Origin of the sequence: Amazonocrinis nigriterrae CENA67, assembly GCF_016056305.1 — a bacterium.
Classification (GTDB): Bacteria; Cyanobacteriota; Cyanobacteriia; order Cyanobacteriales; family Nostocaceae; genus Amazonocrinis; species Amazonocrinis nigriterrae.
The window spans coordinates 54,089-72,574 of sequence record NZ_JAECZC010000086.1 but is presented as its reverse complement, the minus strand read 5'-3'; the positions used below and the strand labels follow the sequence as shown (position 1 = coordinate 72,574).

General features: G+C 43.0%; 15 protein-coding genes. 9 read left to right on the top strand and 6 right to left on the bottom strand.

All coding sequences use genetic code 11. The annotated features are described in order from the left end of the window. Nucleotides 1-641: 641 nt before the first annotated feature. The 3 genes from mreD to I8748_RS28805 form a co-directional block, all read right to left on the bottom strand. Nucleotides 642-1,256, bottom strand: coding sequence for a rod shape-determining protein MreD (gene mreD, locus I8748_RS28815; protein WP_198127920.1), 615 nt, complete (start codon nt 1,254-1,256; stop codon nt 642-644). A gap of 23 nt (nt 1,257-1,279) precedes the next feature. Next, the gene (gene mreC, locus I8748_RS28810) at nt 1,280-2,074 is read right to left on the bottom strand and encodes a rod shape-determining protein MreC (protein ID WP_198127919.1); all 795 of its coding nucleotides are present in this window, start codon (nt 2,072-2,074) and stop codon (nt 1,280-1,282) included. Nucleotides 2,075-2,170: 96 nt separating this feature from the next. Further along, nucleotides 2,171-3,178: a rod shape-determining protein gene (locus I8748_RS28805; protein WP_096558828.1), complete on the bottom strand. Its 1,008-nt coding sequence runs from the start codon at nt 3,176-3,178 to the stop codon at nt 2,171-2,173. A gap of 368 nt (nt 3,179-3,546) precedes the next feature. On the opposite strand from I8748_RS28805, the gene I8748_RS28800 reads away from it, so the two are divergent. Continuing rightward, the gene (locus I8748_RS28800) at nt 3,547-3,906 is read left to right on the top strand and encodes a single-stranded DNA-binding protein (protein WP_198127918.1); all 360 of its coding nucleotides are present in this window, start codon (nt 3,547-3,549) and stop codon (nt 3,904-3,906) included. Nucleotides 3,907-3,995: 89 nt separating this feature from the next. Here I8748_RS28800 and I8748_RS28795 read toward each other — a convergent pair whose 3' ends face one another. Then, entirely contained in the window at nt 3,996-4,742 is a 747-nt protein-coding gene (locus tag I8748_RS28795) for an SIMPL domain-containing protein (RefSeq protein WP_198127917.1), read from the bottom strand. Nucleotides 4,743-5,080: 338 nt separating this feature from the next. Between I8748_RS28795 and I8748_RS28790 the strand changes: the two genes are divergently transcribed. From I8748_RS28790 to murI, 5 genes are all read left to right on the top strand, one after another. Then, nucleotides 5,081-5,494: an EVE domain-containing protein gene (locus tag I8748_RS28790; protein ID WP_198127916.1), complete on the top strand. Its 414-nt coding sequence runs from the start codon at nt 5,081-5,083 to the stop codon at nt 5,492-5,494. 73 nt (nt 5,495-5,567) lie between these two features. Beyond that, complete coding sequence (locus I8748_RS28785; protein ID WP_198127915.1) at nt 5,568-7,043, top strand: cation:proton antiporter; 1,476 nt, start codon at nt 5,568-5,570, stop codon at nt 7,041-7,043. A gap of 740 nt (nt 7,044-7,783) precedes the next feature. Then, entirely contained in the window at nt 7,784-9,625 is a 1,842-nt protein-coding gene (locus I8748_RS28780; protein ID WP_198128056.1) for an N-acetylmuramoyl-L-alanine amidase, read from the top strand. Nucleotides 9,626-10,228: 603 nt separating this feature from the next. Further along, nucleotides 10,229-12,127 (top strand): N-acetylmuramoyl-L-alanine amidase, encoded by a 1,899-nt coding sequence (locus I8748_RS28775; RefSeq protein WP_198127914.1) that lies wholly within the window; start codon nt 10,229-10,231, stop codon nt 12,125-12,127. A 149-nt stretch (nt 12,128-12,276) separates the two neighbouring features. Next, on the top strand, nt 12,277-13,158 hold the full coding sequence (gene murI / locus I8748_RS28770; protein ID WP_198127913.1) for a glutamate racemase: 882 nt from the start codon (nt 12,277-12,279) through the stop codon (nt 13,156-13,158). 58 nt (nt 13,159-13,216) lie between these two features. Here murI and I8748_RS28765 read toward each other — a convergent pair whose 3' ends face one another. Continuing rightward, nucleotides 13,217-13,414 carry a hypothetical protein gene (locus I8748_RS28765; RefSeq protein ID WP_198127912.1) on the bottom strand — a complete coding sequence of 66 codons (198 nt, stop codon included), beginning with the start codon at nt 13,412-13,414 and terminating at the stop codon, nt 13,217-13,219. Nucleotides 13,415-14,499: 1,085 nt separating this feature from the next. Between I8748_RS28765 and sds the strand changes: the two genes are divergently transcribed. After that, nucleotides 14,500-15,471 carry a solanesyl diphosphate synthase gene (gene sds, locus I8748_RS28760; RefSeq protein ID WP_198127911.1) on the top strand — a complete coding sequence of 324 codons (972 nt, stop codon included), beginning with the start codon at nt 14,500-14,502 and terminating at the stop codon, nt 15,469-15,471. 86 nt (nt 15,472-15,557) lie between these two features. Here sds and I8748_RS28755 read toward each other — a convergent pair whose 3' ends face one another. Then, the gene (locus I8748_RS28755) at nt 15,558-16,031 is read right to left on the bottom strand and encodes a hypothetical protein (protein WP_198127910.1); all 474 of its coding nucleotides are present in this window, start codon (nt 16,029-16,031) and stop codon (nt 15,558-15,560) included. Nucleotides 16,032-16,238: 207 nt separating this feature from the next. Between I8748_RS28755 and hetZ the strand changes: the two genes are divergently transcribed. Together hetZ and I8748_RS28745 are read left to right on the top strand one after the other, a co-directional pair. After that, the gene (gene hetZ, locus I8748_RS28750; RefSeq protein ID WP_198127909.1) at nt 16,239-17,459 is read left to right on the top strand and encodes a heterocyst differentiation protein HetZ; all 1,221 of its coding nucleotides are present in this window, start codon (nt 16,239-16,241) and stop codon (nt 17,457-17,459) included. Beyond that, nucleotides 17,452-18,432, top strand: a complete 981-nt coding sequence (locus I8748_RS28745) for a PatU (RefSeq protein ID WP_198127908.1) — start codon at nt 17,452-17,454, stop codon at nt 18,430-18,432. Before hetZ ends, I8748_RS28745 begins: the two co-directional genes overlap by 8 nt. Nucleotides 18,433-18,486: the final 54 nt, after the last annotated feature.

Sequence of the window (18,486 nt, the reverse complement as noted above, 5' to 3'; positions counted from 1 at the left end):
AGGCTAACAGAGAAAAAATTACGGGAAGCATGAGAGCTAGTAGCTCAAAATTATTTTGTAGTATGTTTTATATTTGGTGTGAAATTGCCAAGAAAAAACTTTAATTTTTATTAATGGTATTATGATATCGAGTCGATATTATCAGATAAGCGTGAATTAAAGCTAGGAAAGGCATCTGTAAAGATACAATGCGACGTGTAACACGCAAGTAAAATTAATCTCAAAACATAGTCTGAGACTAAAAATTCCATCCCATTTTTAGCGTAGAACTGTTAATAAACTCTAGCTTGAATCAATATTGCCCAGAATTATCTAAATTCCCAAAAAATTTAACAGTGAGGGTCAAAGGCTGTGCCTGCAACCCCTCACCTATTCCGTAAGGTTGATATTTTCAAATTATTCACACACACTATCCACACTCCGCACGGAGACTGGGAAAAAGGAAACGGACAGAGAAATAGAACCGAAGAGGGCAAATTTTCCTAATCCCCATTGCCCCTAATCCCCAACGCCACTTGCTACCCTGCGGGTTCCGCTTTAGCGGTACAAGCCGGGAAACCCGTCCAACGCAGTGGCTCCTCCCATAGGTCGTGGGGGCCCCGAGTTCCTCAGTCGCCAGTCCCCATACTCCAACACCACAACTACTGCTCTAACAGTTTCATCTTTTGCCACCAGCGATTCAAGGGATAATACACTACAGGTGCCCAAAGACTACTAAGAATGGCAGAAGCAAGGGCTACTCGTTGATAATATGCCCAGATGTCTTCTACTTTGCGATCGCCCATTAAAGTCAATTGCAAGCCAAAGATCGTTTCTGCCAAAATTGCCATCACAAAGGCAATTAAAGCAATGGAAATAAAATCTTCTTGGATAAAACGCTGCTTTTGAGTTAATGCTGTTAAAACTCCCACCAGCCCTAGAGTTACAGCATGAGTGGGGTTAGGTGATGTCATGGCATCTTGAAGTAGCCCCAGCACAACACCTGCTAATAATCCTTCCCAAACTGTGCGCTTGACACTCCAAGCTACTACCCAAATTAACAGCCAATTAGGGCCTATTCCCAATAATTCCATACCTGGAAAGCGTGTTGGCAACAGCATTAAACATAACAGTACTGAGCCAACTGTTACTGCCCAATCTAGCAACTGACGTATACGAGGATGCCAAAGAGCAAGAGGCTGATTTGTAATTTGGGATTTTCGCTGTGACGATTTTGGCTTTTTTGACCTACTACCACCAAATGAAGGCATCTTCATTGTTTTGAGAGATTTGAGAGAATTTAATTAGACTTTTGCGGATCTTCGCTTGCTTGTTCCTGGTTTGTTGGCTTTGGATATACAGCTACCCAATCAAGCGATCTAATCGGCGGGAACAACTCTACTTTTGCTACTGATGCTGGCAGTTTCTTTAAATCTAAGGACTTGATCCGTCCGACTGCCAAGCCCGCAGGAAATTTCTGACTATAGGTAGATGTGGAAACTAAATCTCCTACTTTCACATTTGGAACTTTTTCATAAAACTCCAATACAGCTTCCGCAGAAGAATCTCCCCGCAAAACTCCTTTGGCTGAAGTTCGGCTAATGGTTACGCCCACTTGACTTTTGAGGTCACTGATTAACAACACGCGGCTGGTATTGGAAGTTACACTTTCAACCAAACCCACTAATCCGCCCTCAGCCTTGACAACAAAGCCTTCTTGAATTCCTGCGTTGGAACCACGATTGAGAGTGACTTGCTGCCACCAGTGGTCAGCACTGCGTCCCACCACCCGCGCTAGAATTGGGCGTGATGCAAGTGGCTGTTTCTCAACGTAGCCTAATAAATCTTTGAGTTTTTGATTTTGACTTTCCAGGTCTGCTATGCGCGTTTGCAACTCCAAGAACCGAGCATCTTTGAGACGTTCTTCTGGACTTGGGCCTGTCTGCAACATTTGCAAAGGACTGGTAATCACTTGGTAAACTTCCAGCAGTAACTTACCTTGGGTCTGCCGCAGCATCCATGCACCACCTACTAATAAAGCTAGCAAGCCGACTTGTAAAGCTTTCCGATCCCACCAACGACGAAGAGTAACCATCTATACCTATTTTTTATAACTTCATGAAGATATTGGATTCTACTTATATAGAACCCAAATTAAAACCAAATAGAACCCAATATCTGATATTTTTTTCTACATGTTGCGAGAACGCCCGCTGAAAACCCGTTCCAGCTGTTTGAAGTTTTCCAACACACGACCTGTTCCCAGCACAACACAACTGAGGGGATCGGCGGCTATGTGGGTAACAATGCCTGTTTCATGGCTAATTAAGGTATCTATGCCTTTGAGCAAAGCACCACCACCAGCCAGCATGATGCCCCTGTCAATAATATCTGCTGCCAACTCTGGAGGCGTGCGTTCCAGTGTCCGCTTCACAGCTTCAATGATTACTGATAGCGGTTCCAACATACTTTCACGAATTTCTGGCCCTTTGAGAGTGACAGTACGTGGTAGACCAGAAAGCAGGTGTAAGCCTCGTACTTCCATCATGGCTTCACCATCATCGTTAGTGGGATAAGCAGAACCAATGCGAATTTTGATTTCCTCGGCAGTACGTTCTCCAATCACCAAATTATGAACTTTTTTCATATACATGATGATTGATTCAGTCAGTTCATCTCCAGCAATACGTACTGATTCACTAATTACTGTACCCTGGAGACTCAGCACAGCAACTTCTGTTGTACCGCCACCAATATCGATAATCATGTTACCAGTGGGTTCGGCAACTGGTAGCCCTGCACCAATTGCTGCTGCTACTGGTTCATCGATTAAATACACTTCTCTTGCCCCAGCTTGAGCTGCTGCATCCATCACAGCCCGCCTTTCTACACCAGTGACACCGCTGGGGATACCAATCACAATCCTTGGTAAAATTAGGGATCTGCCCTCATTGACTCGCTGAATAAAGCTTTTCAGCATTAGTTCAGCTGTATCAAAGTCAGCGATTACACCATCACGCAAAGGGCGTAGGGCAATCACATTACCAGGTGTGCGACCGAGCATTTTTTTGGCATCTTCTCCCACTGCTAGTGCTACCTTTTCGTTTTGATCGATAGCAACTACAGAAGGCTCTTGAAGTACAATACCCTTACCAGATACATAAACGAGGGTATTGGCAGTACCGAGGTCGATACCCATATCCCACGATGAGCGAAAGTTCCTGAAAAGACCCACGCGTCTCTACGCTCCCTACTTGTGATAACTTTTTGACTACAACTGTTGGTGTTGATCGTGCTGGATTTTATTACGTTTTTTATGTTCAGTCCAGCCAACTAGGCTATTTTATTGAACTTTTGGTAATTCTTGCTAGATACTAAGCATCTATGTTTTTGATATTTTTTAACTAATTCAGTATATCCGTATAGTTTTATAATTTTGTCAAGTAATCTTTAACATTTATATACTCAATCAGGTTGTTAAGTTTTTAACACATTTTCAATATCTTCACAATTCGCTATGATGAAAATCAGCATTAATGAGTACGTAAGTACTAAAAGGTAACGCCCATGAGCATTAATATAGTCACTCTCGTTGGTCGTGTAGGCGGCGACCCGGATATTAAATATTTTGAGTCTGGTAGTGTCAAGTGTAGATTAACACTAGCTGTTAAAAGAAGAACACGTAACAGTGATGAACCTGACTGGTTCACTTTAGAACTATGGGACAAGACAGCAGAGGTGGCAGGCAATTACGTGCGAAAAGGCAGCCTAATTGGAGTTAAAGGTTCCTTAAAGTTTGACACATGGAGCGATCGCCAAACAGGAGCAAACCGATCTACCCCAATTATTAGAGTAGATCAGCTAGAGTTATTAGGTTCCAAGCGTGATGGAGAAGGCGGCGGAGATTTCTCCCCAGACAATTTTTAATTGGTTGGTTGTCAGTAGTCAGTTGTTAGTTGTCAGTTGTTAGTTGTTTTTTTGCTGCTGACCACTGACCACTAACTACTGACTAATAACTAATAACTAATTTGCAACGTCACCGATGCTTCTACCTGTTGTTCACCACCAACCACAGGGGTGGAAGCATCTTGATTAGCTAATTTGGCAGCTTCAGCCCGATACAAAACAGGTGGTGGAGGCGCATTGGCATTATCAACTTTAATACTGACCACTTCTTTGGGTTGGAAACCGAGGGCACTAAAAACAGCATCAGCTTGTTGTCGGGCGTCTTGGGTAGCTTCTTTGAGCGCTTGTTGGCGAGCTTTTGCGATCGCCTCATCAGTAGCGATAAAATTAACGCTGTTAATTTGTGTTGCACCCGCTTTCACCGCTTCATCTAACAAAGTGCCAGCTTTCTCTGTAACAATCCGAAAACTCACAGTGTTGCTAGCAGTATAGCCAGTAATTCGCTGCACATTATTGGTATAGCTATAAACTGGGTTGAGGCGGATGCCTGTAGTTTGTAATTTCTCCACATTTCGACTTTTGAGTAAAGCTACCACAGCCGATGACCTACGGGCTGCTTCTTGCTGTGCTTCCTGTGCCGTTTTAGCCTGCACTTCAACTCCTAAACTAACTTCCGATAAAGTTGTAGGAATTGATTCTGTTCCACGACCGCTAACAGTAAGGGTACGCCACAATTGTGCTTTTTCCTCAGCGAATCCAGGCTGACCAAAAGTGACAAATAGTAGCAAAGCTAAGGGTAAAGTTTTCCACAAATTCCCAGCATGAAACCGAGAACCAGATAAAGCGGCTCTATACATAAAATTTACACTCCTCTGAAAATATCTACAGATGCTTTTAATAAAACGTATCTAGCAATCCTTAGTTAACTGTCAACTGTTAACAGTCAACAACCACCACAAGATTTGCAGCACTCAAATGCAATTGATAGATACGATTTGTATGTTCCTACTTTGGCATTTCCATAGTCAAAAGTGGCAATGGTTACATTTTTGGAAACTAAAAAATTGCATCAAGACTTGGGAAACTTTAATAAAGCAATTATTCTGGCTGATGACTGATGACTATTGACTATTGACTGTTGACTGTAAACAATGGGATATTTTTTTACTTGTCAGCCCCTTAAAGAAATTTTGTTATGGCGTATTGGCTGCTGAAAACTGAACCAGAAGATTATTCATATTTTGATTTAGAACGGGATGGTAGTACAGTATGGGATGGAGTGAATAATGCCTTAGCTCTTAAACACCTACGTACAATGCTCCCTGGCGACTTGGCATTTATTTATCACACTGGTAAAGAACGACAAATTGTAGGTGTGGCAGAAGTCACCAGTCAACCTTATGCCGATCCTAAATTCAATGACGCTAAACTGGTAGTTGTGGATGTGCGAGCATTACGAAGAGTCTCTTTGCCCATCACCCTAGCCCAAATTAAGCAGGACGGCAAATTCACAGACTTTGACTTGCTGCGACTCCCCAGGCTTTCTGTAGTTCCAGTATCTGACTTTTACTGGCAACGTCTGAGCGATTTGACAAGTGGCACAAATTAAATTAAAGGAAATCTCTAAATAGTTGCTTTCCCCAAAGGAGTAAAAATTAAAGAGAAGAATTTTCGCAAAACAAATGCAGTTTTTAGGTGAAATCAACTTCTATTTTCCCTTACTGGCCAGCACAACAGCGGCAGATAGTTCGATGGTAATAGCAGCAGTGCTGCTCAGTTTAGTGGTAATTTACCTAGCCAGTAAAGTTGGTGGGGAGTTATCCAACCTAGTGGGTTTACCACCTGTCTTAGGCGAACTTGTGGGTGGTGTTGTAGTCGGCATTTCTGTTTTGCATCTGTTGGTATTTCCAGAAGGTGGTGCAGACAGTTCCAACTCTTTGATTATGAGCTTTTTGCAAATGACTGCGGGTTTAAGTCCCCAAGCGACTCCAGCAGTATTTGCAGCACAATCAGAGGTGGTTTCTGTCTTGGCAGAACTGGGTGTGATTATTTTGCTGTTTGAAATTGGTTTGGAGTCCAACTTAAAGGACTTAATGGCAGTTGGTATCCAAGCCACCATTGTTGCAGTAGTAGGAGTGACAGTACCCTTTGCAGCAGGAACCGTCGGGTTAATGACTTTGTTTGGTGTTAGTGCTGTACCTGCTATTTTTGCTGGGGCGGCTTTGACTGCAACTAGTATTGGTATTACTTCCAAGGTATTGTCAGAAATCGGCAAGCTCAATTCTAAAGAAGGGCAAATTATTCTGGGTGCTGCTGTGATTGACGATGTGTTAGGAATCATCGTCTTAGCAGTAGTCGCCAGCTTAGCGAAAGAAGGCACTGTAGATGTAGGCAAAGTCATTTATTTGATCATCAGTGCCAGTAGTTTTCTTTTGGGTGCGATTGTGCTAGGGAATGTCTTCAACAAAACCTTTGTCGCGATCGCTGATCAACTCAAGACACGCGGCGAACTGGTAATCCCAGCATTCATTTTCGCTTTTGTTATGGCATACTTTGCTGCAGTTATTCAGTTAGAAGCGATTTTGGGCGCTTTTGCAGCAGGTTTAGTCTTAGAAGAAACCGATAAGCGCAAAGAACTGCAAAAGCAAGTTGTCCCCATTGCTGATATGCTGGTGCCGATTTTCTTTGTGACTGTTGGCGCAAAAACCGATTTAGGAGTTTTGAACCCAGCAATTCCCGAAAATCGCGAAGGACTGATTATGGCATCTTTCCTGATTGCAGTAGCCATTATCGGTAAAGTGGTTACAGGTTTGAGTGTATTTGGTCAACCTGGTATTAACAGGTTAGCAATTGGTGTGGGGATGATTCCTAGGGGTGAAGTCGGGTTAGTGTTTGCTGGTGTTGGTGCTGCTAGCGGTGTTCTCTCTAAACCACTAGGGGCAGCAATTATCATGATGGTTATTCTCACAACCTTTTTAGCACCTCCGGGATTACGTTTTGTATTTCCAGAATCAGACAACGTGACACAAGATTCAGAGAAATTGATTTTAGACGGTGCGTCTGGAACAGCGATCGCAATAGAATCACCTCAATCGATATTGTCAGTCTCAAATGATGGGGGGAATAAAGAAGCCATACCCGATTCACCAGATAATTAATCATGGTTTAGGGAACTCCAACAACTAAAAACAACCGCTTGAAGTTGTTAATTACACTCAAGCATTTTTCTTAGTGACTTAGTGTCTTGGTGAGGCAGTCCGATCTTGGGGGTTTCCCCCATAAGGAACTGCCGAACCCGAAGGGTGGTTAAAAAATTGACTAGGGAACCACTAAGGCACTAAGACACGAAGGTGAAAGCCCTAAAAAATTTTGCCATAATCAATGGAAACTTCTATCTTCAAATCTCCGTCCCTGAATTAGTTTTTGTCTCATTCGTATTAGCATCAGCAATGTTATTTCTTGCCAGTCATACTCAATCTTTTAGTCTCAAACGACACATTTTTTCAGGAATTAAAAATTAGTACCTGCAATTAACATATCAGTTGAAAGTAGTTGAAATTTTTGACCCACAATCTCGATTGCCCATCATTAAAATACTCAATACCAATCTTGACCAATGTCAAGTATTACTATCTAATATTGGCTGAGTGTGGTTAATTATAGTGATATTTTTGTTGCATTTGATGCAATATGGGCATAAATTTTATGGAGTGCTAGTAAAGCAGAATTAAAAGGGGCATACTAACAATTTACACGACTATTTGCATCTTGATACCAACATAAAAATCAAAGAAAATATCAAAACCAAAGATTAAGTGGTGAAGGTGTGGCGATCTACCAATATTTTGAGATGTTGAAATATTGGCAGCCCCATGAACGTGAATCAGGAGAACAGACTGTGAAATTACACTGGTTACTACCCAGTACTATTGGAACTATCCTCTTAGTTTCGTCGCCTGCTTGGGCGGGGAGACTAGAATCTTGGCGTTTTGATGCCAATCAAAACCGCTTAGAAATTAATACTTCGGGGGCTGTTCAACCTCAAGCACAACTCGTCTTCAATCCCACGCGTCTGGTAATTGATTTGCCAGGGACTACATTTAATCGTCCACAGTTGACACAAAAGTTAAGTGGTGGACTGCGGACTATCCGTGTGGGTCAGTTCGACCCTCAAACAACGCGGATTGTCGTCGAACTCAATCCTGGCTATACTCTAGACCCCAAAAAAGTGCAATTTGTGGGCATAACAGCTAGTCGCTGGACTGTGCAATTACCAAAACCACAAGCAGAACAAGTATCTTCTCCTGGAAATGTTTACAATGTCGTGACGCTAGATTCCGATACTAAACCGGAGTTTTCCAGGAATAATGTCAGCGCTACAGCAACAACTCAAATTGAGAAATTACAAGTAACGGGGGATGGATTTTTCATCCGTACCAATGGCGGTAACCCAAATGTGCGAGTGATTCGCAGCCGCGATCGCTCTACTATTTTTATGGACATCGCTAGCGCCACTTTAGCACCCCAACTACCTCCAGGAAGTACTGTACCCATTAATAAATATGGTGTTAACCGTGCTGAGTTCACCCAACTGCAAACTCGACCACCATCTGTTCGCTTGATCTTGCGGGTAGACAAAAATAGCCCGGACTGGCGAGTAACTAGCAATAGTGGTGGTGGTTTGGTGGTTCTACCCAGTCGCGTTGTCACATTGTCCGATAGCAATGATTCTGCTAACTCACAAGACAATCAGCCACAACCTGTTTCTCCTAGCAATTCACCAGCAACAATTCAGTCTGTAGAACTAAGTGGTAACGGTACGCAACTGCTGATTAGAGCTGACCAATCTTTATCTGCTACTGGTGGCTGGGATAGATCCTCTGGTTTGTTTCGCATTACTATTGCCAATGCTCGGTTAAAACCCAGAGTCACAGGCCCCACTCTCAAGGCCAATAGTCCCATTCTCCGAGTACGCTTGCAAACACAACAACCCAATACTGTAGTTGTCTTGGTGCAACCAGCAGCGGGAGTACAAATCGGGCGACTCAATCAAGGTGACCAACTGTTAACATTACAATTACAAGGCTCTCGTCGAATTGGCACAATCCCCAGAACACCGCCTTTACCTGCAATTCAAGGACAATTACCAAACCCGACGGATACACCCCAGCCCCAGCCAGGAACGCGCCCAATTCCCAGAGGAAAAGTAGTAGTGATCATTGACCCAGGACATGGTGGTAAAGACTCTGGGGCGATCGGTATTGGGGGGGTACGTGAGAAGGATATCATCTTGCCCATTGGCGCAAGAGTAGCACAGATTTTACAGCAAAATGGCGTACAAGTGGTGATGACGCGCAGTTCTGACTATTTTGTCAGTCTTCAAGGACGAGTAGCTATGGCAGAGAAAGTTAACGCCGATGTCTTTGTCAGCATCCATGCTAATTCAGCAGGTGCAGGTCGTCCTGATGTCAGCGGTTTGGAAACTTATTATTATGACAGCGGTCTGGGTCTAGCTCGCATTGTCCATCGCAGCATTCTGCAAAGTTTAAATGTGAGAGACAGGGGAGTGCGACGGGCTAGATTTTATGTTCTCAGAAAAAGTTCCATGCCTTCTATTCTTGTGGAAACAGGTTATTTAACTGGTCGGGAGGATATTGCCAAGCTCAAAACTACAACTTACCAAAATCAAATGGCAGAAGCGATCGCTCGCGGTGTCCTCCAATACCTCAGACGAAGATAATTTTGATTGAGAAATCTTAGTTATCAACCTCAGTAATTACACTTATGTTACTACAAAGATAATATTACACCACTGACAACTATGAAAAATTCACAATCATAAATCTCTTGTACTACTCCATACACCAAACCCCTAATCTTGGGAACAATATAAATGTGTAACTGTCACCAGCTTTACATCACCAGTTGAAAATAATAGTAATTTTGCGGTCAGTGCATCAATTACAGCTAGCAATAATTTCAGTACCAATTCTAGCCAATTATAAATATCAGCGATTGGGATTGATTGGCATAACAGCATGGCAAAATCAAAGGGGCGTGCTAAAATCTAACGCCACTAGCTGTGTTTTTCATAGCAGCGCAAAATTCTTTTGTGGCAACGAAAGTTTTGATTAGTGACAGCCGCAGCACTCTGCAATCAGTTATTTGGGAACGCTATTGTTTGCAGTACGGGTTCTTGATAAAAGAACGCAGAGTCGGCATGAGGAGCTAGCATCTTATGATTTGCTCATCAAAGCAAAAGTTAGGGCAGTGACGGTGTGAGGATTGACCAATATGTTGAATTATCGACGATTCCCATGAATGTGAATCAGGAGAAAAGACTGTGAAATTACGCTGGTTAGTACCTAGTACTATTGGAACTATCTTCTTACTATCGTCGCCAGCTTTGGCTGCGAAATTGGAATCTTGGCGTTTTGACCCCAATCAAAACCGTCTGGAAATTAATACTTCCGAGGCTGTTCAACCTCAAGCACAACTGATATTCAATCCCACGCGTCTAGTAATTGATTTGCCAGGCACTACATTTGGGCGTCCCCAGTTAACACAACAGCTAGGTGGAGCGATTCGGGCTATTCGTGTGGGGCAGTTTGACCCCCAAACAACCCGGATTGTTGTGGAACTCAATGCTGGCTATACCCTAGACCCCAAAAAGGTGCAATTTGCTGCTAGGACTGGCAGTCGCTGGACTGTACAATTACCAAACCCAGAAACTGAGGAAGCAGCCTCCTCCCCAGAAATAGTACTAGGACAGACTGCTGCTACACCCCAAACTGGAGTTACATCTACTCCAGCAGTCCCGCCCAGAAATATTTACAATGTGGTGACAACAGACCCAGTTACACCAACTAACAACTCAAGAATTGCCAACACTGTAGGAGCGATCGCGCAAATTGAGAACTTACGCATCACTGGCGATGGATTTTTTGTCCGTACAAGTGGTGGTAATCCCCAAATTGAGGTCAATCGTAGTCGGGACAAGAAAACGATAAATATTGATATTGCTGGCGCTTCTTTATCACCAAATCTGGAACAAAAGGATGTATCTATCAATCGTTATGGTGTCAGCCGCATTCAATTTAAGCAATTAGAAAAAAGACAGCCAACTGTCCGCATGACTTTACAGGTAGACAAAAATAGTCCAGACTGGCGGGCAACTACAAGTAGTGTTGGTGGGTTCGTGGTTCTCCCGGGTCGGATTGTGCGATCGCCTGTCAATAATAATCCCAGTAACCCCAACCCCATATCTTCTAACACTGACTCACTAGCAACCATTGAATCGGTAGAACTGGCTAACAACGGTACGCAATTGGTGATTCGAGCCGATCAAGCTGTGTCTGCTAAAGGTGGCTGGGATAGATCTTCTGGTTTGTACCGCATTACCGTTACCAATGCTAAGTTAGCCCCTAGAGTTTCAGGCCCTAGTTTTGATGCTAATAGCCCGATTTTGCGGGTACGCCTACAATCCCAAGCACCTGATACGGTAAATATTTTTGTTCAACCAGCGGCAGGAGTGCAAGTGGGGGAACTCAATCAAGTGGGCGACCAACTGTTAGCTTTACAATTGGTGCGACCGACCCGCATAACACCTCCAATTGCTTTACCACCTCTGACACGACCAAACCCAACCCCAGAAAATCCCGGTTCTATATCCCAACCAATCTCCAACCGTCCAGTTCCCAGAGGGAAATTAATAGTAGTCATTGACCCAGGACATGGTGGTAAAGATTCCGGGGCACCTGGTTTGGGTGGATTACTAGAAAAGGATGTAGTCTTACCCATTGGTCAAAGAATAGCCGCTATTTTAGAGCAAAATGGCGTACAAGCAGTGCTAACACGTGATGCTGACTTTTTTGTCGAGCTTCAGGGACGCGTAGATATAGCCGAACGAGTGAATGCGACTGTGTTTGTCAGTGTCCACGCTAACTCGGTTGATGGTCGCCCTGATGTCAACGGATTAGAAGTTTATTATTACGATAGTGGTTACGCTTTAGCTGAAGTAGTTCGCAAGAATATTCTGCAAAATATTGGTACTCTCAAGGATAGAGGAACGCGCAAAGCTCGATTTTATGTGCTGCGGAAAAGTTCTATGCCATCAATTTTAGTAGAAACGGGCTACATGACTGGTCGGGAAGATAACCCCCGATTGGCAACAAGAGAATACCAAAATCAGATGGCAGAAGCGATCGCTTATGGTATTCTCAAGTACTTAAGACAAAGATAATAGTGCAGTTCAGCGAAAAATGTAGTACAAATTGCTAATTAAAGAGGTGATATATAGACTTCTTTGATTTACAGAATTTGGTGGTCAGTGAGCAAATTGCCTGCTAAATTCTGTATTTTAAATCAAAAAACTTCAATCAATATCTGCCTGTGTATTCATCTTCCTTCTTTGACGGTAATCTTTACGATTTTTCGGATAAAGAACCTCAACGTGCGCCAATTGGCGTTTTTGACAGTGGTGTGGGTGGGTTAACGGTATTGCGACAACTCTATCGACAATTACCCAATGAATCAATAATTTACTTGGGAGATACAGCCCGACTTCCTTACGGAATTCGTTCCCAAGCAGAAATTTTACAGTTTGCACGCGAAATCCTCACTTGGATGCAACAGCAGCGTGTTAAAATGGTAGTAATGGCTTGCAACACTAGTTCTGCTCTAGCTTTAGAAATAGTCCGCAAAGAATTTGACATACCAATTTTGGGAGTCATCTTACCAGGGGCAAAGGCAGCAGTGCAGCAAGGCAAGCGTATTGGTGTGATTGCTACCGCAGCAACCGCCAAAAGTAATGCTTATAAAAACGCTATTCTCGAAATTGATCCTCGCGCCCAAGTCTGGCAAGTCAGTTGTCCAGAGTTTGTGCCAATAGTTGAGGAAAATCGCATTCACGAACCCTACACTACTGAAGTGGCACGGTCTTATCTAGAGCCTTTATTACAGCAAGAAATTGACACTTTAGTCTACGGCTGTACCCATTATCCGCTGCTTGCTCCAGTACTGCGATCGCTTCTACCACCCCAAGTTAAATTAGTCGATCCAGCGGTTCATACAGTGGTAGCTTGTGCCCAAGAGTTAGACTTGCTCGGCTTGAACAATACTCACCCCCCACTACCAACCCGCTTTGTCGTTAGCGGTTGTCCACAACAATTCGCCCAGTCGGGGGTACACTGGTTAGGCCATACCCCAATGGTTGAGGTTGTGCTATTTCCTGACATCGCAGTTACCCCACTTCAACAAGACTTTGTTGGGTAATGAGTTAATAGTCTAAAGTCAATAGTCAAAATATTGATACTTGACTATTGACTTTAGACTATTGAGTATTAACTACTTCAGTCACCTTTGGCGTTACTGCCACCTGGTGCTGATGTATCTCTTTGGTTTTCGTCGTGAAATTACCAGAGACAGGTTTTTGCTTAGTTCGCTTTGCTAATGCTAATAATAGATATACTGTGAACAAATATCCACTAGCTAAAATAAAAATCATCATAGGCATATTCCCGTAAATCATTTTTCTACCAGCACCCTTCTTGGAAGAATATAAAATTTTATAGAATTACTAGAACCTCAACCAAATCAAGTACATTCTTGATGGCTGTAGATTCTTATGCGAAATTACACCGTAGAGTTTTAAGCCTCTTCGGTCAGTGAAAGCATTATTAGATTCATTCTTTTGCAGACCATAGATCCCACACAGTTAAATTGCCAAACAGCAAATCTTAACTGCGCTCTTCAGCAGTCTAGTCGGTCTGCACTATTTTTCAATTCACTTCTATGATTAGAAACTGCCTTGTCGCTCAACCCATACTAAAAGCTTGTAGCGAATCCTTGAAAGGATAAAACATGGCTCCATCCATAGAAGTTTGACCGCCATAATAACGCCAGGAACTACTTCCTTAACTTTCATTTACAGCGATAAGTTATTTTAGACTCGTAGCACCACATAGGTAATTTCACTTATAAGTGATTTTCCTCTGGAGGGTGAATACTTGAATGATTTAAAATTCCTATATTTTAGCGTAACATAACCACACCGAATTTTTAGCTGACTTGGAGGCTAAATTTTAAATTTTCTAGATAGCTAAAAACATGGCTGAGAGAACTGAGTCTTACTCAAAACAATTGATGTGTAATAGCTAAACCTGAAGGAGGAAGACAAAAAATCATACTAGTGGCATATGTTACCTAGTTATGGGTACACCTGAAGTCAATTGCTTCCAGTAACAAAAGTTAGCTACAAATTACATATACTACATTAAGTAATGTTAAGCAGTTTATACTACTTTTAATAAAAAAGACACGGTAAATACTTAAGTAAAATTTCTTTGTTTCTAGTTTCAAAAAATAAAAAAATATAAAACATCATACTAAGCTTATATTAACTTGATTTACCTGTTTGCAGGCAAAAGTCCCTGACTGGTGGTATTAGCGATTGGGAAAGATTTTCCTAGCCCCCAGTCTCCAGTCCCCTCTAAACCATCTCCCACTAACAGCAGACGAGTATTCTCTAACAAAATTTTGCGCTGGCACAGCATTATCTTAAAATGAGTATAGGATATGTAAAATTTCGTAACCTAAGCCAGAGTCCGTCCGTCCATGACCCCAGCCACCTCCCTGTTTACCCCTGTGGAAGGAGACCTGCAACTACTAGCAGATAACCTAAAACAGCTAGTTGGAAATCGCCACCCCATTCTCTTTGCAGCAGCCGAACATTTATTCGGAGCTGGGGGAAAGCGTATTAGACCAGCAATTGTTCTGCTGCTATCGCGGGCAACAATGTTAGAACAAGATATTACGCCGCGTCATCGCCGCCTAGCAGAAATCACAGAAATGATTCACACCGCCAGCTTAGTCCATGACGATGTGGTTGATGAATCACAGATGCGACGTGGTGTACCCACTGTTCATAGTTTGTTCGGGAACCGCATCGCCGTACTAGCAGGAGATTTTCTCTTTGCTCAATCTTCGTGGTACTTGGCTAACCTGGACAATTTGGAGGTGGTGAAACTGCTTTCAGAAGTCATTATGGATTTGGCTACTGGGGAGATACAGCAGGGATTGAATCGCTTTGACGCTAGCACTTCGATTGAAACTTATCTGAAAAAGAGCTATTACAAAACCGCCTCGTTAATTGCCAACAGTTCTAAAGCAGCTGGGTTACTGAGTGAAGTCTCAAGAGAAACAGCTGAACATCTGTATGGCTATGGGCGTCATCTTGGTCTAGCTTTTCAGATTGTGGATGATATTTTAGATTTCACCAGCACAACAGATACCTTGGGTAAACCAGCGGGATCTGACCTGAAAAGTGGTAATCTCACAGCTCCGGTTTTATTCGCTTTACGGGAAAAACCATATTTGGAAGTCTTGATTGAAAGAGAGTTTGCCCAAGAAGGGGATTTAGAGCAAGCACTGGCGCTAATTCAAGATAGTCAAGGAATACAACAGGCTAGAGAACTAGCTTCTCATCATGCCAAGTTAGCAGCAGAGCATCTTGCATGTTTACCACCTTCAGATTCTCATCAAGCACTTATCAACATAACTGACTATGTACTCAGTCGGCTCTACTAAAAAATTTAAAATTTAAAATTTAAAATTTTCGCTTTTGGAGTTTGGATTTGAGATTGTATCTAATAAATCCGAACTCCAAAATTTATTTATGCAATATCAGGGGGTATGTGTCTTGGCTTATTTTCTGGTTTTATCTGTTGTTGCATGAGTTTTTGGAATTCATCTCGCTGCACTTCTACAGTATGAGTGGTTGTACCCGGCGTTTCCAAAAAAACGATACTATCTACGGGTTCTAATGCCATTAATTGGAACAAAATATGGGTCACAGGAAGGGGTTTTGCTTGAATTTGAGGGTCAAGCCCAGCAGATGGAATTAGGGAAACATCCTGTATGGTAGAAAAAGCGTAAACCACGCGCTTTTCCAATCCTGGATTTGCACGGTTGCTCAATGTAGTTAAAACCCAGTTGCCTTCCAAACTCTGGAGAATGTAGTACTGGGAATGACGTAATTTTTGGGCGATCGCGCTAAGCGCAGGAGCAATTGCTGCGACAAGATGTGGTGTTACACCATCGGGGGGTGCATTGTCAATCAGCAATTGAATTTGTTTTTCTAAATCCATAATGACTTGTAAACGACTCCTGGGTAATGGCAATAACATCTATCAAAGTGTGAACAATCCCATCGATTTGGGAACAATAAAATAAGCCAGATCCTAAACATAGGATTGGCCTGTTGCCTTTAGATTATACGCAAAACCTACTAAGCCAATACCCACAGTCGTACAGGTTGTATTTAAGCATGTTAGGGTCTTTTGAAAACTGGGACTATGAATTCAGCCGCAACCGCAACAATTCCAACCGCAACAATTCCAAGCGTAACAACTCAGGGAGAAACTTCTATCGGCGTGGAGGTGATCTTTCAACTCCTGTCGCAGGAGCTACAACAGTCAACCAAAGCTTCAGCCCAGAATTGCCAAGATGTAGCTAGACGAATTACCTCCGAAGTCTACCGGATTTGTAGTGAAAGTAAACGTATCCAGGCTTCCGGTGCTGTAGAAAATTCAGCAATGACCCTAGCTAAACATCGCTTGCAACAGTGTCTGAGATACTATCAGCTCGGTTCCAATCGGGGTAGGGTGGAATTGCACAGTACTTTGAGTGCGATTATTTATCGTTACATTAATCCTCCTCAAAGACAACTGAGCTATCAAGGGCGGTTGACTATTATTGAAGATTTCCTACAGGGTTTTTATCTAGAGGCTTTGAACGCTTTTCGGCGGGAAAATCAACTCGGCCCCACCTATCGCCCTCAAACTTTGTTGGAATTGGCAGAATACATGGCGTTTACCGAACGCTATGGTAAGCGGCGGATTCCCTTACCAGGTCGTCAACAGCAACTAATTATTCTGCGGGCGCAAACTTTTTCCCAACAGCAACCTCCAGAAACAAACGTAGATATAGAACAAGCCGCAGAAGGAAGCAGCAACGAAGCTGATGGCTCTTGGGAAGAACCAGCAGTACAGCAATTGCGATCGGCAATGGCGACGCAAGCAGCACCCGAACCAGAAGAAGACACTCTGCGATCGGTTGTAGTTACCGAATTAATGGATTATCTCGAACAACGGCAACAATCTGATTGTGCTGATTACTTTTCCCTCCGCCTCCAAGACTTATCTACACAGGAAATTGAGGCAGTTTTAGGTTTAACCCCTCGTCAGAGAGATTACTTACAGCAGCGCTTCAAGTATCATTTAATCCGGTTTGCCTTGTTGCATCGTTGGGAATTAGTTCATGAATGGCTGGAAGCTTCATTGCACACTAATTTGGGGTTAACTCCTCAGCAATGGCAAGTATACACAGCGCAGTTGGATGAGAAACAACTAGCTCTACTAGAGTTGAAGCAACAAGGACAACCTGACGACAAAATTGCCAAAACTTTAGGTATGTCAACAGCACAACTACAAAAACGGTGGTTTAAGATTCTTGAGCAAGCTTGGGAAATTCGTAACTCCTTAGTGTCCGGATCAGGTGCATCTACTCATGAATAGTGACTCAGAATCCTCACAACACCATTTACTTGCTTGGGTGTTGGCAGATAATGTCAATACCCACAAGCAAAACTTGGGACAGAGTGAGGAAACCGACGGGGTGGACAACCCGACCCAAAAAGCAGCCACGTCCAAAAGTGGTAAGCCTCACTTGGGAGGAACCCCCCAAACCTTTCAATTGGGAGAAATTCCTACTGTGCAAGAACGTTTCCAGGCCGTCCTCAAGCGTCGGTTACAAATCCAAATCGAGAACCACCCTCCGTTATTCCCTTGGGAATCACAAATAGTAGAGTACCCAGATTGTGTAGAAGAGCGATCGCTAGCATTAACTCCTGCTGGGGGTTGGATGGCGCAGCAATCAAAGCTGAGTCTACCCATTGCCCTACCGGAGAAAGTTTTCCGGGAATTGCTAGAAAGATGTCAAGGATTGCTCACATCTTCACTGCCGCTAGGGGCGAAATTAGTTCAAGTAGTGGAGGGCTTTTTCCCTAATGAGTCGCAGACACTCAACGATATAGCCGGATTAGTGTTGAGAAGCACTTATCGGTCTGCGGATACTCTGGGTATGATGCCTAATATTCAAAGCGATTACTCAGATTTAAAACCGCGTCAACAAATGGCATTGTCGCTACTGGCGGCTAAACAAATGTTGGAGAACCTGACTCTACCAGTGTCTCCATCTCAGCCAGTGATAGAAAAACAATGGCTAACTACCGCTGGTTCTCTAACCCTGAGAGTTGAATACCATTATCAGGGTCAGTTGACACAGTTGCATGTTCACGCTGAGTTACCTGCTAAAGGTAGTTTGAAACTTCGAGGAAGTGGTACTCAAGCAATAGCCAAATCTTCAAGTCCTGGGTGCTTGAGTGTAGAATTGCACTGCCAGCAAGTTAACCAGACTTACACTTTAGAAGTATCTTTTCCAGAACTAGATCAAAAGCCGTTGTTGTTTGTGATTAATCCTAAGATTTAGCCGAAATGCACACCGCTAGCATTCAAGGTTAATCAACGCCAATAGATAAGATGA

Excerpts from the sequence above, each read along its gene's own strand:
- mreD (WP_198127920.1), bottom strand. The coding sequence starts at position 1,256 with ATGAAGATGCCTTCATTTGGTGGTAGTAGGTCAAAAAAGCCAAAATCG.
- mreC (WP_198127919.1), bottom strand. The coding sequence starts at position 2,074 with ATGGTTACTCTTCGTCGTTGGTGGGATCGGAAAGCTTTACAAGTCGGC.
- I8748_RS28805 (WP_096558828.1), bottom strand. The coding sequence starts at position 3,178 with ATGGGTATCGACCTCGGTACTGCCAATACCCTCGTTTATGTATCTGGT.
- I8748_RS28800 (WP_198127918.1), top strand. The coding sequence starts at position 3,547 with ATGAGCATTAATATAGTCACTCTCGTTGGTCGTGTAGGCGGCGACCCG.
- I8748_RS28795 (WP_198127917.1), bottom strand. The coding sequence starts at position 4,742 with ATGTATAGAGCCGCTTTATCTGGTTCTCGGTTTCATGCTGGGAATTTG.
- I8748_RS28790 (WP_198127916.1), top strand. The coding sequence starts at position 5,081 with ATGGCGTATTGGCTGCTGAAAACTGAACCAGAAGATTATTCATATTTT.
- I8748_RS28785 (WP_198127915.1), top strand. The coding sequence starts at position 5,568 with ATGCAGTTTTTAGGTGAAATCAACTTCTATTTTCCCTTACTGGCCAGC.
- I8748_RS28765 (WP_198127912.1), bottom strand. The coding sequence starts at position 13,414 with ATGATTTACGGGAATATGCCTATGATGATTTTTATTTTAGCTAGTGGA.
- sds (WP_198127911.1), top strand. The coding sequence starts at position 14,500 with ATGACCCCAGCCACCTCCCTGTTTACCCCTGTGGAAGGAGACCTGCAA.
- I8748_RS28755 (WP_198127910.1), bottom strand. The coding sequence starts at position 16,031 with ATGGATTTAGAAAAACAAATTCAATTGCTGATTGACAATGCACCCCCC.
- hetZ (WP_198127909.1), top strand. The coding sequence starts at position 16,239 with ATGAATTCAGCCGCAACCGCAACAATTCCAACCGCAACAATTCCAAGC.
- I8748_RS28745 (WP_198127908.1), top strand. The coding sequence starts at position 17,452 with ATGAATAGTGACTCAGAATCCTCACAACACCATTTACTTGCTTGGGTG.